At 69.6% G+C, this 14,844-nt stretch carries 15 protein-coding genes and 1 pseudogene; 6 read left to right on the top strand and 10 right to left on the bottom strand.

Going from position 1 to position 14,844, the window contains the following annotated elements:
• Positions 1-33: 33 nt before the first annotated feature.
• The 9 genes from LBC97_00715 to LBC97_00675 all read right to left on the bottom strand — a co-directional run bounded on the left by LBC97_00715 (position 34) and on the right by LBC97_00675 (position 7,509).
• The gene (locus tag LBC97_00715; protein MDR2564581.1) at positions 34-984 is read right to left on the bottom strand and encodes a F0F1 ATP synthase subunit gamma; all 951 of its coding nucleotides are present in this window, start codon (positions 982-984) and stop codon (positions 34-36) included.
• A gap of 4 nt (positions 985-988) precedes the next feature.
• Complete coding sequence (gene atpA, locus LBC97_00710) at positions 989-2,617, bottom strand: F0F1 ATP synthase subunit alpha (protein MDR2564580.1); 1,629 nt, start codon at positions 2,615-2,617, stop codon at positions 989-991.
• Positions 2,618-2,645: 28 nt separating this feature from the next.
• Positions 2,646-3,458 (bottom strand): F0F1 ATP synthase subunit delta, encoded by an 813-nt coding sequence (locus tag LBC97_00705; GenBank protein MDR2564579.1) that lies wholly within the window; start codon positions 3,456-3,458, stop codon positions 2,646-2,648.
• Positions 3,458-4,003 (bottom strand): F0F1 ATP synthase subunit B, encoded by a 546-nt coding sequence (locus LBC97_00700; protein MDR2564578.1) that lies wholly within the window; start codon positions 4,001-4,003, stop codon positions 3,458-3,460. The genes LBC97_00705 and LBC97_00700 overlap by 1 nt, the downstream gene beginning before the upstream one ends.
• A 2-nt stretch (positions 4,004-4,005) precedes the next feature.
• Complete coding sequence (gene atpE / locus LBC97_00695; GenBank protein ID MDR2564577.1) at positions 4,006-4,236, bottom strand: F0F1 ATP synthase subunit C; 231 nt, start codon at positions 4,234-4,236, stop codon at positions 4,006-4,008.
• A gap of 52 nt (positions 4,237-4,288) precedes the next feature.
• On the bottom strand, positions 4,289-5,116 hold the full coding sequence (gene atpB, locus LBC97_00690; protein MDR2564576.1) for a F0F1 ATP synthase subunit A: 828 nt from the start codon (positions 5,114-5,116) through the stop codon (positions 4,289-4,291).
• 122 nt (positions 5,117-5,238) lie between these two features.
• On the bottom strand, positions 5,239-5,718 hold the full coding sequence (locus LBC97_00685) for a hypothetical protein (GenBank protein MDR2564575.1): 480 nt from the start codon (positions 5,716-5,718) through the stop codon (positions 5,239-5,241).
• Positions 5,702-6,871 (bottom strand): undecaprenyl/decaprenyl-phosphate alpha-N-acetylglucosaminyl 1-phosphate transferase, encoded by a 1,170-nt coding sequence (locus tag LBC97_00680; GenBank protein MDR2564574.1) that lies wholly within the window; start codon positions 6,869-6,871, stop codon positions 5,702-5,704. Before LBC97_00680 ends, LBC97_00685 begins: the two co-directional genes overlap by 17 nt.
• The gene (locus LBC97_00675) at positions 6,868-7,509 is read right to left on the bottom strand and encodes a threonylcarbamoyl-AMP synthase (GenBank protein MDR2564573.1); all 642 of its coding nucleotides are present in this window, start codon (positions 7,507-7,509) and stop codon (positions 6,868-6,870) included. Before LBC97_00675 ends, LBC97_00680 begins: the two co-directional genes overlap by 4 nt.
• A 285-nt stretch (positions 7,510-7,794) precedes the next feature.
• On the opposite strand from LBC97_00675, the pseudogene LBC97_00670 reads away from it, so the two are divergent.
• The 5 genes and pseudogenes from LBC97_00670 (at position 7,795) to LBC97_00650 (ending at position 12,881) form a co-directional block, all read left to right on the top strand.
• Positions 7,795-7,884: pseudogene (locus LBC97_00670) on the top strand (TM2 domain-containing protein).
• A gap of 980 nt (positions 7,885-8,864) precedes the next feature.
• Entirely contained in the window at positions 8,865-9,497 is a 633-nt protein-coding gene (locus LBC97_00665) for a DUF4129 domain-containing protein (GenBank protein ID MDR2564572.1), read from the top strand.
• Positions 9,494-10,570, top strand: coding sequence for a DUF4350 domain-containing protein (locus tag LBC97_00660; GenBank protein ID MDR2564571.1), 1,077 nt, complete (start codon positions 9,494-9,496; stop codon positions 10,568-10,570). The genes LBC97_00665 and LBC97_00660 overlap by 4 nt, the downstream gene beginning before the upstream one ends.
• Positions 10,567-11,583 carry a MoxR family ATPase gene (locus LBC97_00655; GenBank protein MDR2564570.1) on the top strand — a complete coding sequence of 339 codons (1,017 nt, stop codon included), beginning with the start codon at positions 10,567-10,569 and terminating at the stop codon, positions 11,581-11,583. The genes LBC97_00660 and LBC97_00655 overlap by 4 nt, the downstream gene beginning before the upstream one ends.
• Before the next feature lie 5 nt (positions 11,584-11,588).
• Complete coding sequence (locus LBC97_00650) at positions 11,589-12,881, top strand: DUF58 domain-containing protein (GenBank protein ID MDR2564569.1); 1,293 nt, start codon at positions 11,589-11,591, stop codon at positions 12,879-12,881.
• Here the strand turns inward: LBC97_00650 and LBC97_00645 are convergent.
• Positions 12,878-13,849, bottom strand: coding sequence for a stage II sporulation protein M (locus tag LBC97_00645; GenBank protein MDR2564568.1), 972 nt, complete (start codon positions 13,847-13,849; stop codon positions 12,878-12,880). The genes LBC97_00650 and LBC97_00645 overlap by 4 nt on opposite strands.
• Before the next feature lie 105 nt (positions 13,850-13,954).
• On the opposite strand from LBC97_00645, the gene LBC97_00640 reads away from it, so the two are divergent.
• Positions 13,955-14,779 (top strand): RDD family protein, encoded by an 825-nt coding sequence (locus LBC97_00640; protein MDR2564567.1) that lies wholly within the window; start codon positions 13,955-13,957, stop codon positions 14,777-14,779.
• The last annotated feature ends 65 nt before the right edge of the window (positions 14,780-14,844 follow it).

Below are 14,844 nucleotides of genomic sequence, written 5' to 3'. Positions count from 1 at the left end.
GGTCTTCCTCCGGTTTGGTTGGTCCGTTTGTGGTCATCGGCCGGCCGCCAGGGCGTCCGCGCCGGAAACGATTTCGCTGATCTCCTGCGTGATGTCGGCTTGGCGGGCTTGGTTGGCCAGCCGCGTGTACTTGCGCACCAGGTCTTCGGCGTTGTCCGTGGCGGTATGCATGGCCCGTTGCCGGTTCGCCAGTTCCGATGCCGCCGCCTGCAGCAGGCAGTCCAGGATGCGGCTGCGCACGTAGCGCGGCAGCAGCGCGTCCAGCACTCCGGCGGGGCTGGGCTCGAAGCTGTACAGGGGGAAGATCTCGGCCTTGGCGAGTTGGGCGGTCACCCGCTCCTCGACCTGGATGATCGCCTCCGGGTCCGCCACGTCCTCCACGAACTCCAGCGGCAGCATCCGCACCATGCGCGGCGCCTGGGAAACCATGTTCTTGAAATGGGTGTAGACAACGTGAAGCTGCCCAACGGCATCGTCGGCTTCGGCGGGCGCCGTGAACGCCGCCAAAAGCGTGCTCGCGATCTCCTTGGCGACCGGGAAGGAGGGCGAGTCGGAGGAGCCGAGCCACGCCCGGCGGACTGGGACGCCCCGGAACTCGTAGTAGCTCAAGGCGCGCCGGCCCACCACATAGCGGTCCACTTGGAAACCCTGCTCCGCCAGTTCGGCGGCGTGGGCCTCCGCCTCCCTCAGAACGTTGGCGGTGTAGGCGCCGGCCATGCCCCGGTCCGCCGCCATGACCAGCAGGGCCACCCGCTTCACATCCGGCCGCTCGGTCAGCAGCGGGTGCCGGATCTCCTCGCCGACGTGGGTGGCGGCCAGCGAGACCGCCCTGGTCAGCGCGGCGGCGTAGGGCCGCTGGCGCGCGGCCGCGTCACGCGCCCGGCCAATCCGGCTGGCCGCGATCAACTCCATTGCCCGGAAGATCTTCTTCAGGGACTGGGTGGACTTGATGCGCGCCCGGTAAACCCTTTGCGAACCCGCCATCGAGTCAGCCCCGCTTCTTCAGCTTGATCTGCTCCTGCTCCAAGTCCGCCTCGCCCGGCTCGACTTCCTCCGGGGACGTCAGCACGCCAATAGTGAGCAGGAACTCCTTGGTGAAGGTCTCCACGCCTGCCTTCAGCGCGGCCTCCGTCTCAGGCGCCAGGTCGTTTGTCTGGGCGATGGTCGCCAGGACCTCGGTCCGGCGGTCCAGGTAGTCCAGCAGGTCGCGCTCGTATTCGTGGACCTTGTCCAGCGGCACGCGGTCCAGGTAGCCCTTGGTGGCGGCGTAGATCGCGGCGACCTGCCGTTCCACCGGGTAGGGCGTGTACTGCGGCTGCTTGAGCAGTTCCATGAGGCGGGCGCCGCGGGTCAGCTGTTGCCGCGAGGCCGCGTCGAGGTCTGAGGCGAACATGGCGAACGCCTCCAGGTCGCGGTACTGGGCCAAGTCGATTTTGAGCGTGCCCGCGACCTTCTTCATCGCTTTGACCTGGGCGGACCCGCCCACGCGGGACACCGAGATGCCCACGTCCACGGCCGGGCGCTGGTCGGCGTTGAACAAGTCCGACTGCAGGAAGATCTGGCCGTCCGTGATGGAGATGACGTTGGTCGGGATGTACGCGGACACGTCGTTGGCCTTGGTCTCAATGATCGGCAGACCGGTCATTGAGCCGGAGCCCATCGCCTCGGACAGCTTGGCGCAGCGTTCCAGGAGGCGCGAGTGCAGATAGAAGACGTCGCCCGGATAGGCTTCGCGGCCCGGCGGGCGGCGGAGCAGGAGAGACACGGCCCGGTAGGCCTCGGCCTGCTTGGACAGGTCGTCGAACACGATCAAGACGTGCTTGCCCTGGTACATCCAGTGCTGGCCGATCGCGCTGCCGGTGTACGGGGCCAGGTACTTGAAGCCCGCCGGATCGGACGCCGGGGCCGCCACGATGGTGGTGTACTCAAGCGCGCCCGCGTCTTCCAGGGCGGCCCGGACCGCCGCGATGGTGGAACCCTTCTGGCCGACGGCCACGTAGATGCAGCGGACCTGCCTCTTCGGATCCCCGCTGTCCCAGTTCGCCTTCTGGTTGATGATGGTGTCCGTCGCGATGGCGGTCTTGCCGGTGCCGCGGTCGCCAATGATCAACTGGCGCTGCCCCCGCCCAATCGGAATCAGGGAGTCGATCGCCTTGAGGCCGGTCTGCAGCGGCTCGTGGACCGAGCGGCGCTGCATGACCGTGGGCGCTTGCAGCTCCAGCGCGCGGCGCTCGTGGGTCTCGATCTCACCCAGGCCGTCCATTGGCACGCCCAGCGGATCCACGACCCGGCCCAGGTAGGCGTCCCCCACAGGCACGGACAGCACCTCGCCCGTGCGGCGAACCTCTTGGCCCTCCTCGATGCCGGCGAACTCGCCCAGCACGATCACGCCGATCTCCCGCACGTCCAGGTTCTGGGCAATGCCCAGGGTCCCGTCCGCGAAACGCAGCAACTCGTTGCCCATCACGCCGGGCAGGCCCTCAACTTGGGCAATCCCGTCACCGGCCATGGTGACGCGGCCGATCTCCTCGGTCGCCGCCGGCGCCGCCTTGTAGGACTCGACGAACTCGTCCAACGCCTGGCGAATGGCCTCGGGACGAATGCTCAGCTCAGTCATGTTCTCTTTCCTTCGAAATCTTGTCGGGTCACGCGGCCAAGTCGCGCCTGAGGTCGGTGAATCTGGTCAGCAGCGAGCCGTCGACCACCTGGTCGCCGACACGCACGCGCAGGCCGCCTATCACCGAGTGGTCAATTGACACGTTCAGCTGAATGTCGCGGCCGTACTTGGCCGCCAGGAGTTTCGCCAGCGCGTCGGTTTGCTTGCCGCTCAGCGGCGCCGCGCTGGTGACCGCCACCACAAGGCGGTTCCGGCGTTCCGCCACCAAGGACCCCACGTACTGCAGCGAGTAGCGGATGCCCCGGCCGCGCGGATGGGAGACCACCCGACGCAGCAGGTCCAGGGTTTGAGGCAGGACCGCCTTGGCGAAGACCCGTTCGACCAGCCGCTGCTTGGCGCCCGGCTCCGCGACCAGGTCGCCCAAGGCGGTGCGCAAGTCGCGGTTGTTGCGGAGAACCGCGTCCACGTCGAACAATTCCGCCTCGACCTGCTTGAGCAGCTTCTCCGCCTGCGCGGCCGCCAGGTTGGCGTCGAACGCCATGATCTCCAGGGCGTCCGCCAAGTCGCCGTCCTTGGACCAGCGCAAAGCGGCCGTGACCGCCGCCAGGTCCACGGCCGGCTCGAAGTGGCCCGCCATCGCCTGGCGCACCAGCAACTGCTTCGCCGCCGGCTCCCGGTTCGGGTTGGTCAACGCCCTGGCGAGCGCCGGATCGCCGTCCAGCGCGTCCGTCAGGGCGAACAACTCGTCCCCGATCCGCGAAGCCTTTTTCGGCTGCTTGGCCAACACGCCGGCCAGGCACTTCTTGGCCTGGGCCAACGACGCGGCACTACCTCCCAGCATCACGCGCTCTTTCCGGCTGCCGCCTGGCTCTCAAGATCCGCTAAGAAGCGGTCGATCACGCGGCCGGCCAGGGCCGAATCTTTGAGCGACTCGCCGACTATCTTCTCCGCCAGTTCGGTCGCCAGGGCGCCCACGTCCTGCCGGAGGGAGACTTCCGCCGCCCGCCGTTCGGAGTCGATCTGCCGCTGGGCGGCCTCGGCGATCCGCCGGGCCTCGTCGCTCGCCTTGGTCTTGGACTCCGCCACGATGGCGTTGGCGTCCGCCTTCGCGTCCTCCCTAACCCGCGCCGCCTCAAGCCGGGCGGCTTCCTTCTCATTGTCCAAACCGGACCTGATCTGGGCTATCTCCGCCTCGGCCTCTTCCGCCCGCTTGATGCCGCCCTCAATGACCAGGGCCCGTTCGTCCAGCACCTGGAGGTAGCGCGGCACGCCGTACTTAGCGATCACCCAGGCGATCACGCCCAGGCAGAGGGCGGAGATGATGACCTCATCCCACGGCGGGATGAACAGGGCTATCCCCTTCGGTGCGCCTTCTGCGAGCCACATGATCAGGTGAACAGGAAGCCGGCCACCAAGCCGAGCAGGGCAAGGGCTTCAGCCAGGCCGGCGCCAATGAACATGGTGCCCATCAAAGAGCCGCGCAGTTCGGGCTGGCGGGCGATCGACTCCTGGGTCTTGCCCACCAAGATGCCCACGCCAATGCCGGGGCCGATCGCCGCCAAGCCATAGCCAATGGCATTCAGGTTGCCGCTGATTTCGGCTAGTACGTCCACAGTTATTCCTTTCGGTTGGTGCTGGCCGGCCCAAGCGACTTGGGCCGGCTGGTTCACATCAGTGCTCTTCGCTGGCGAGCCCAATGTAGACGGATGTGAGTATGGCGAAGATGAAAGCTTGCAGGCCCGCGATGAAGATCTCGAAGACCACGAACAGGAAGGACGCGGCGATGGTCAGGATGCCCAGGCCCTTCATGACCCCGGAGCCGTCGATCACCAGGTAGCTGGTCATCACGAAGAAGGCCGTCAGCAGGAAGTGTCCCGCGATCATGTTGGCCATGAGACGGACAGTCAGCGTGACCGGCCGCAGAACAAAGGTCGAGAGGAACTCGATCGGGGTCAGCAGAATGTACATCAGCTTCGGGGCGCCCTTGGGGAAGAGGTTGTCCGCCAGGTAGTGGCCCAGGCCGTGGGACTTGATGCCCTGGGCCACGAACGCGACCCAGGCGCACACGGCCAGGATCATGGGGACCGCCACCAGGCCGTTGGAGGAGATGTTCAAGAACGGCAGGACGCCGGTGATGTTCAAGGCCAGCACGCCGAAGAAGACCGTGGCGATGAACGGCAGGTACTTCCGCGCCATGGCCGGGGACATGGCCGCCTCGCAGATCTGGTGGTGGACAAAGCCCATCGCCAGTTCGAACGTCGACTGGCCCCGGGTGGGGACCAGGCGGGTCCGCCGGGCGCCCAGGTAGATCAACACCACCAACGCCACGGTGGCGAGGACCCTGATCAGGTCCAGTCGGTTGAACTCGAACCAGTCCCCGATCCGCCAAAACGGAGCCGGGAAAAGCTCGTCGAGGGTAGGCATGTGCATTCCGCCGCCTTCGCCGCCGCTGGAACTCAGCAGGGCCGCCGGCTCGCTCAAGATGGAGGACAAGTCCATGACTCCTAGAAGGGGTCTCTTCCATAGTCGCTTCTTCGCCGAACGGCTATGGCCTGCCGGAGCAGGTGAATGGTCAGTGGGCCGTCACAAACCTACCACAATTGGGACCAACGGCCGTCTGGTCAGGGGCGCTGGCCGGGCGTTTGGCCCGGTCCGGGGGTAATGCGTGCACTCCAAACCACGCGACCTTCTAGGACCAACGACCCTATGACGCCCACCAGAATGGTGATTCCCAGCGCCGGGCGGCTGATAAAGGTCGCCTGATTGAGCGCCAACATGATGACGAACAGGCCCACCAGCTTGGCGAACCAGGCGATCAGTAGGTTCCGCGCCTTCGACTCGGCGGTCTTCGACAGGTGCATCACCACCGCCGAGGCGCCAAAGAACGCCCCGACGATGACGGCCCCCATGAGCGCGCCCCACAGGCCTTTGCCTCCCGCCAGCAGGTAGCCCAGAACGCCGCCGCCCACCGCCAGCACGGCCGCCAGAACGCCCAGTTGCACCCCGACGCGGCCATAGTCGATCCCGCCGGAGCCGACCGGGTTCGCGCCGCCGGGCTCCTCCGGAACGGGGTTCGTCTTGGGGTCATTCGCTGCGTTCATCGGGATTCTCCTCCAAAGTGGGTTCGGGGCGAGGCGCCGACGGTCCGGACGCCTTGTGCGCGGGACGCCGCCGCCGGTGCGGCGCCAAGGTCAGAACAAGGGCCAAGATCACGCCCACGGCCAGGAAGACCGCCAGCTGGCGGGTGTGGAAGACGGCCAGCCCCGCCGTGCCGAAGGCCAAGACCGCCGTCCACACGTACATGATCGCGACGGCGCGGCGTTGGGTGTGCCCCAAGCGAAGCAGACGGTGATGCAGGTGCATGCGGTCCGCCTTAAAGGGTGACTGGCCCGCCCGCATGCGCCGCGCCACCGCCATCAGCATGTCCAGCAGCGGCAGGGCCAGCACCGCGAACGGCAGGACGATCGGCACGAACGCGCCAAGGGCCTGCCCCTGGGTGACCTTGGCCGCCCCGGGGTCGATCTGGCCCGTCACGGAGATCGTGGCGGCGGCGAAAAGCAGGCCCAACAGCATTGAGCCCGAATCGCCCATGAAAATCCGGGCCGGGTTGAGGTTGTGGGGCAAAAAGCCGATGCAGGCCCCCACGGTCAAGGCCAGGATCAGAGCCGCCAGAGTCGCGTAGTTGGCCGCGCCGGACTGGCGGGACAACAGGTAGGAGTAGATGAAGAAGGCGCCGCCGCCGATCGCCACCATGCCCGCCGCCAGGCCGTCCAACCCGTCCACGAAATTGATCGCGTTGATGGTGGCGACCACCACGATGATGGTGACCACCAAGCTGACCCGAAAAGAGACGATCGTCAGACCCGCCACCGGCAGTGTGATCAACTGCACGCCCTGCCAGGCCAAGAACCCGGCCGCCAGCACCTGGCCCGCCAGTTTAGTGGGCCAGGACAGTTCAAACCAGTCGTCAAGCGCCCCCAGCAGGCACACGCAAGCCGCGGCCGCGACCACCCCCCAGGGCGCGGAGTCCGTGAAAACCGGGCCCAAGAACGGCACCTGCGAGGCTGTGGCCAGGCCCACGGCTATGCCGACCAGCATGGCCAAGCCGCCCAGCCGAGGCGTTGGGACCGTGTGGATGTCTCGCGCGCGCACAGGCGTGACCGCGCGCGTGGCCAACGCCAGGCGCCGCACCAACGGCACCATTAAAGCCGTCACCACCGCCGCGATCCCGGCCAGAATCAGGTAGGTCCTCACGCCGGCCGCCCAGCCCGGCCGCCCAGCGCCCCGCGCAATTCGGCTTGCCCGATCCCGCCTTCCCGCAGCACCAGCGGCTCCGGACCGCTCAGGTCCACGACCGTTGACGGGACTTCTCCCGGCGCCCGGCCGGCGTCAACGCAGACGGCGACTGCGGGGCCAAGCTGACGCACGGCATCGGCGGCGGTGGTGGCCGGGGGCTCCCCCGAGCGGTTCGCCGAGGTGACCGCGAGCGGGCCCGTCGCTTTGAGCAACGCCAACGCGGTCGGGTGGTCCGGTTGGCGCAGGCCGACGGTCCGGCCGGACCCGCCCAGCCGCAGGCCGGCCGACGGCGCGGCCGCCACGATGATGGTCAGGGGACCCGGCCAGAAAGCCTGGGCGAGGCGCTCGGCGGCTTGCGGCCACTCGGCCGCCAGGGTCCGCGCCGCCGCCAGGTCCGCCACCAGCACGGGCAGCGGCATGTCCGTGGGCCGCGCCTTGGCCGCGAACAAACGGGCCGTCGCGGCCGCGTCAAAGGGATTGGCCCCAAGACCGTAGACCGTGTCCGTCGGGATCACGATCAACTCGCCCCGCGCGACGGCGGCGGCGGCATCGCTCAAGTCTCCGGTCGCGGGGGTATCGGTCGAGGTAACAAGCATCGAGGTGATTCTACGGCCTGGCCCTTCGGGACTCCTCGTCGAAGCCGTGTACCTGCCCCGGCGGGTGCTTGGGAGCGGTCGCGGCGGCTATGGTGGGTCCAGACACCGGCACCGGAGTTTGGAAACATGAGCGAACCGAGCAACCCGCAGCAAGGGCCCTATCAGCAAGGGCCGTTCGGCACTTTTGGCGATCCTCCGCCCACGCCGTATCCGCCGCCCGCCGCGCAGCCTCAGTACGACGCGCCTCAGTACGCCCAGCCCCAATACACCCAGCCGCAGTACGGGCAACCGCAATATGGGGCCCCGCAGTACGGGCCGCCTCAGTATGGGGCGCCCCAATTCGGGCAACCGCAGTACGGGCAACCCCAATACGGCCCGCCGCAATATGGGGCCCCGCAGTACGGGCAGCCGCCGTTCGCGCCGCCGCCCTATGGCGCGCCTGCCCCATTTGTGAGCCGACCCGGCACCATTCCGCTGCGGCCGCTGCGCCTGGCCGACATCTTCGACGGCGCGTTCCGCTCCATCCGGTTCGCCCCCTCGGTCATGTTTGGCCTGACCGCCGTGGTGGTGATCATCGCGGCCGCCGCGCAGGCGGTGCCGACCTATTTCGTGTCGATGGCGCCGACCAGCGGCTACGGCAACGCCTTCGCGTACGAGCTCAACGCGGTGCTCGGCAGCGGGATCGGCTACATTGTGAGCTTCCTGGGGACCACCATCCTGAGCGGCATGCTGACCCAGGCCGTGGCCCAAGGCGCGATCGGCCGGAAGGTGACCATCGCCTCGGCCTGGCGGGCGATTGGCGGGCGGGTGCCCAGGCTGATCGGGCTGACCTTGCTGATCGCGTTGATGATGCTCGGGGCGATGATCATTCCGATCGCGATGATTGTCGGGGCCGGGGTCGCGATCGCCGAAGACGCCATGGGACCGGTGGGACTCCTCCTCATCTTCTTTGGCGGGCTGGGCATGGTGGCCGCTGTCGGCTGGATCGCCATCCGGACCCTGCTCGCGCCCGCCACGCTGGTGCTGGAGGGGCAAGGCGTCATCGCGTCGCTGAAACGTGGCTGGCGACTCACGCGCGGTCGGTTCTGGCGGAGCCTTGGCATCTACCTGCTCGCCTCCCTGATTGTGGGGGTCATCTCCGGGATTCTCGCCACGCCCGCGTCCTTCATCTCGGTCTTCTTCGCAATGGACAACCCGGCGCTGTCCGCGGTGATCTTGGCGCTGGCGACCGCCCTGTCCGGGCTGATCACCACTCCTTTCACCGCCTCCGTTGTGGCGCTGCTTTACATTGACGCCCGGATTCGCACCGAGGGCCTGGACCTGGCGCTGATGCGCGCCGCCGAGGAACCGCCCCAATGAGGCTGTTCGCGGTCCCGCCCCTCGACCCGGACCCATCCGAGGCCCGGCGCTGGCTGGAGGACGAGTTGTCCAAGAACATCTACCACCGTCAGCCCTCGCTGCTGGAACGGCTCATAGATTGGGTCCAGGGGTTGTTCGACCAAATGCCGGGTTTCGGGGCGCTCCCGCCGTGGCAGGCGTTCGCCGTCGGGCTGGCCGCGGTGGCGGTGATCGTGCTGATCGCGTGGCGGGTGGCCGGGCCGATGCGCCGCCGGATCGCCGCCCGTGCCCCCGGTCCGGTCTTGGGCGAAGAACAGCGCAGCGCCCAGGAGTTGCGGGCCGCCGCCCGTGAGCGGGCCGCCGCCGGCGACTGGCGCGCGGCTTCGATTCTCGCCTTCCAGGCGATGGCCCGCCGTTTGGAGGACCGGGTCATCTTGGACCGCCGGCCGGGACGCACCGCCGACGAGTTGGCCGCCGATGCCGCTCGCCTCCTCCCAGCCTTGGCCGCCTCTTTGGGGAGCGCGGCCGACCAGTTCGACGCGATCGCCTACGGGAACGCCCGCGGCGACGAGCGCGTGTACCAGTTCTTCGTCGATCTGGACGCGCAGGCGGACGCCGCCAAGCCGCTGGCCGAGGTCGTGGCGGCGTGACCGGTTCGCCCGCGCCGGCCAATCCGTACGCCACCGACCCGTTCGCCGCGCCTCCGTCCCCGGCGGCGGGCGCAGTACCCGGCCCAAACGGTTTCCCCGTGCCGCCGGGGGCCCGCCGCCATCCCGGCCGGCCCCGCAAGGGGCGCGCCGCCGTCGCCTGGATCCTCGGCCTGGGCATCCCGTTGGGACTGGCGCTGACCATGACGGCGCTGTTGACGGTCCCCACGGATGACACCTGGCTGAGCGTGGGCAACCCGGCGCCGGACGGGGCCAGGGCCGTCGCCCAGGTGCTCGGCCGGAACGGCGTCACGGTGATCGCGGCCCCCTCGACCGCTGAGGCGGTGGCGCAGTCCTTTGGCGACACCACGTTGGCGATCGCCGGCTCGGCGGAGGTCAGCGACACCCAACAGGAGTTGTACGCGACCGCGGAATGCGACGTGGTCCTTATAGAACCCGACCCGTATCTGCGCGAATACCTGGAGTCGAGCATCCCTGAGGAGCGCTTGAGGGTTTACGAGGACGCCGAGGTGTTCACCAACGGCGGCATCACCGACGGGGACCGGGCGGCGACCGCCTTGCGCGCCCTGGGCGGGCACCGCCGCCTGGTTTGGAACGTGGCCGGGTGGGAAGACGACTCCGGAACCCCGACCGGCATGTGGGGCTTGCTCCCGCCGTGGGCGGAGCTGGCGACGCTGCAACTGGTGATCGCCGCGGCCGGGGCCGCGCTTTGGCGCGGCCGTCGCATGGGACGGATCGTGCCGGACGAACTGCCTGTGACGGTGCCCGCCTCGGAGGTGACGGTGGGCCTGGGACGCCTCTACCGGCGCAGCCAAGCGGTGGGCCACGCCGCAGCCGCGCTGCGGGCCGGCGCCGCCACCCGCGCCGGCGCCGCTCTGGGTCTGGGCTGGAGCAGCGAGCCCGCTACGCTGGTGGCCGGCATAGCGCAGGCCACCAGCCGCCCCGAGGCGAACGTGCGCGAGTTGTTGTACGGTCCCGCGCCGGTTTCCGCCGGCCAACTGGCCGCCTTGGCTCGGGACTTGGACCAATTGGAGAAAGAGGTGCTCTCGCCATGAGCGAACCGATCCCCCAGGCGGCCTGGCCCGCCCCGCCGAACCCGCCCTTCCCAGGGTCTGCCGTAGCCGACCCGCGCGCGGCGTTGGGGCTGGTCAGAGGCGAGGTCGCCAAGGCCGTGGTGGGTCAGGACGCGGCCGTGACCGGCCTGCTGATCGGCCTGTTGGCGGGCGGCCACGTTTTGCTTGAGGGCGTGCCTGGAGTTGCCAAGACGCTCTTGGTGCGCTCGCTCGCGGCGGCGCTGGACCTGGAAGCCAAGCGGATCCAGTTCACGCCGGACCTGATGCCCGGCGACGTCACCGGATCGCTGATCTACGACTCGCGGACCGCGCGGTTCGAGTTCCGGCCGGGTCCGGTGTTCACCAACCTGCTGCTGGCCGACGAGATCAACCGCACGCCTCCCAAGACCCAGGCGTCGCTGCTGGAGGCCATGGAGGAGCGCCAGGTCTCCGTCGAAGGCGAGCCCCGGCCGCTGCCCAGCCCGTTCATGGTGATCGCCACGCAGAACCCCGTGGAATACGAGGGCACCTATCCGCTGCCCGAGGCCCAGTTGGACCGGTTCCTGCTCAAGCTGACGTTGCCGCTGCCGCCCCGCGACCAGGAGATCGAAGTGGTCGGGCGCCACGCGCTGGGCTTCGACCCCAGGAACCTCGCGGGGGCGGGCCTCAGGGCTGTCGCCGGCCCGGACTCCCTGGCCGCAGCCCGCGCCGCCGCCGCCAGCGTGCGGGTGGACCCGGAGGTCCTGGGCTACATAGTCGACATCTGCCGGGCAAGCCGGACCGCGCCGTCGGTCGCGTTGGGTGTTTCGCCCCGCGGCGCGACCGCTTTGATGGCCGCCTCCCGCGCCTGGGCCTGGCTGGCGGGCCGGGCCTTCGTCACGCCCGATGACGTCAAAGCGCTCGCCTTGCCCGCCTTGCGCCACCGCATCCAACTGCGGGTCGAGGCGGAGACGGAGGGGGCCAGCGCGGAGACCATCCTGGGCTCCATTCTGGCCACGGTTCCGGTCCCCCGCTGACCGGCATGGCGGTCACCTGGCGGTTTCCCGCGGCGCTCGCTTTGGGCGTTGTCCCGCTCGTGCTCGCGCCCGCGCCCGTCCTGGTGCTGGCGTGGACGGCTATGGTGGTCGCGCTGGCGTTGGCCGACCTGGCGTTGGCCGCCAGTCCCAAGGCGTTGCGTGTCACGCGCGAGCCGATCGGCGCGGTCCGCTTGACGGAGATGGCCACCTCGACCCTGACGGTGGCCAACTCAAGCGGGCGGAAGGCGCGGCTGAAAGTGCGGGACGCGTGGACGGCATCGGCGGGGGCGGAACGGGAGATCCAGGACCTGGCGGTGCCGGCGGGCGAGGCTCGGCGCATGGACGTGGTCTTGCGGCCACGGCGGCGGGGCGACTTCGAAGCCGACCGGGTGACGACGCGCAGCTTTGGGCCGTTGGGACTGGCCGGGCGGCAGCGGTCGGTGGCGGTGCCGGGGCGGGTGCGGGTGCTGCCCGAGTTCCGGTCGCGGCGCCACCTGCCGTCGCGTCTGGCCCGGCTGCGGGACCTGGACGGGCGGGCGGCCTCGCAGGTGCGGGGCGAGGGCACCGAGTTCGACTCGCTGCGGGACTACGCCCTGGGGGACGACGTGCGGTCGATCGACTGGCGCGCCACAGCGCGCGCGGAGCACGTCATGGTGCGCACGTGGCGGCCGGAACGGGACCGGCGGGTGCTGATCTTCCTGGACACCTCCCGATGGGCGGCCGGGCGGGTTGGCGACCAGACCAGGCTGGACGCGGGGATCGAGGCGGCACTGCTGCTGGGCGCCTTGGCGGCGGCCGGCGGCGACCGGGTTGAGTTGCTGGCGGCGGACAGGGTGGTGCGCGGGCGGATGGCGCCCGCTGTCGGCTCGGCCGCGTTGGCCGAACTGGCCAACCAACTCGCCCTGGTGGAACCCGCGCTGGTGGAGGCGAACTGGACGCTGATCGCCGGGCAGATTCGCGCCCGGGTCCGCCAGCGCGCATTGGTGGTGCTCATCACCAGCACCGACCCGGCGCTGGTCGAGGTGGGCCTCACGCCCGTCTTGGACACGCTGCTGCGCCGCCACGTGGTGATGATCGCCACGGTTCGGGACCCGCAGACGGCCGAAATGCTCGCGGGCCGTCAGGACGTGGACGCGGTGTTCGACGCGGCCGCCGCCGAACGGAGGGAGTTGGCGGTCGGGGCCATGGAGACCCGGTTGCGGGCGGTGGGCGCGCAGTTGGTGGCCGGTTTGCCGGAGGCACTGGCCCCCGCCGTGGCTGACCGCTACCTGGCGCTGAAGGCGGCCGGCCGGCTCTAGACGGGAGCCGAATAGTCGCGTTCCGCCGCCAAGACGGCCGCCGCGCGGCGGCCGGCCAGCAGCATGTAGGCGAGGAAGGCGGCCAAAACCAGCGCGCCGATGGCGATCTTGACCCCGCTGGGCAGCGCGGACGGCGTCACGAAGCCCTCGACCAGGCCGCTGACGGCCAGGGCCACGCTGAGAGCCACCACAGCCGCAGCGGCCGCCTTGCCCTCGTTCGCCAGCGACTGCGCCCGCGTCCTCAGGCCGGGCGCCACCCAGGACCAGAACAGGCGCAGACCCACCGCTCCGGCGACAAAAACGCAGGTCAGCTCCAGCAGTCCGTGAGGCAGGATGAGGCTGAAGAAGACGCCCGCCGCGCCGTGGGTCGCCATCATGCCGCCTGTGGCGCCCACCAACACTGCGTTCTGGAACAGCACAAACGCCGGGAAGATGCCGGTGATGCCGCCCGCCACGCACAGCGCCGCGATCCGGGCGTTGTTGGTCCACACCGACGCGGCGAAGCTGGAGTGCGCGTATTCGGAGTAGTAGTTGGCGAAGGCCGAGTTGACGTACTCCTCCTGCTCTTCGGGCGTGCCCATGATCGCCAGCGCCGACGGGTGGACCACCACCCAGACGCCGGCGGCGACGGCCACCGCGACGCTGAGGACGGTGCAGGCGAGCGCCCACCACCGTAGGCGGTAAAGGGCTTCCGGCATGGTCAACTCGACGAACCGGCGCAGGGCGCCGGTGGAGGTGTCATGCGCGCCCAGGATCCTGGCCCGCGCGTCCGCCAGGCGGGCCGAAAGCTCAGAGATCAAGGACGGGTCGGGGGCCTCGGACCGCAACTGCGACAAGTCGGTGGCGACCCGTTCGTACAGCCAAACCAGTTCGTCGGCCTGGGCGCCCGTGAGCCTGCGTTCGCCCGCCAGGGCGCGCAGCCGGTCCCACGCAGCCCCCCGCTCTGCGGCGAACGCCTCAATGTCCACGCCGCTACCCTAGTGGAGTGTCCTGCTCCCTTAGCCCATCTTGGCTGTGCGGCTGGCCCCGCAGTCGGCCTTGGCGGGCGGGCCAAGCCCTAGCGGCAGGCAGCCATGCGCGGCGATGAGATCGTGATCGGCGAGGCCGTCAAGCTGGAATTGCGGCCCGCCTCGTTCGGCATCCGTCTGCTGGGCTTTCTTCTTGACCTGTGCGTCCTGGTGGCCGGGGGCTTCTTGTTGGCCATGCTGGCGGATCTGCTTGGCATTGGCTCTTGGGACGGGGCCGCCCAGGCCGCCGCCATTTCCATTGGGGTGGCGCTCCTCTTCGTGGTGATCCCCACCGCCGTGGAGACGCTCAGCCGGGGGCGGTCGGTCGGCAAGTTGGCGACGGGCATCCGCATTGTCCAAGACGACGGCAGTCCCATCAGGCTTCGGCAGGCGCTCACGCGCGCTTTGGCCGCCGTCTTCGAGACTTGGGTCACCTCCGGGATTCCAGCCTTCTTGACCATGCTGTTCAACGACCGGGGCAAGCGGATCGGCGACTTCTTGGCGGGAACCTACGCGATGCGCACCCGAGGGGTTCGCATGCAGGTGCTTTCCCTGCCCATGCCCCCCGAGTTGGCGCCGTGGGCCCAGATCGCGGACATCGGCGCCCTGAGCGACGGGCTGGCTTTGAGGGCCCGGCAGTTCTTGCTGCGAGCCGGTTCGCTGTCCCCGCAGTCGCGCCACCAGCTGGGCGCGTCCCTGGCCGCCGAGGTCGGCGCCCAGACCGCTCCCCCGCCGCCGCCCGGCACCCACCCCGAACGGTACCTGGCCGCGGTCCTCTGCGAGCGTCGCAACCGCGAACTCGCCTCGGCGCCCGCGCGGTCGGCTCGTGCCCAGTCGTTGTCCGATGCCGTCCGCCGCCTCCCGTACAACATCCCCGACCCAGCCAACTGACCTGCCGCCACGGTTCCCAAGACCTGGGCGGACGGCATCGGGCGGCGGGGGATTCGGACGAGGGG

The sequence above is a fragment of the Bifidobacteriaceae bacterium genome (assembly GCA_031281585.1).
Lineage (GTDB): Bacteria > Actinomycetota > Actinomycetes > Actinomycetales > WQXJ01 > JAIRTF01.
This window is presented reverse-complemented; position numbering and strand designations above follow the sequence as displayed.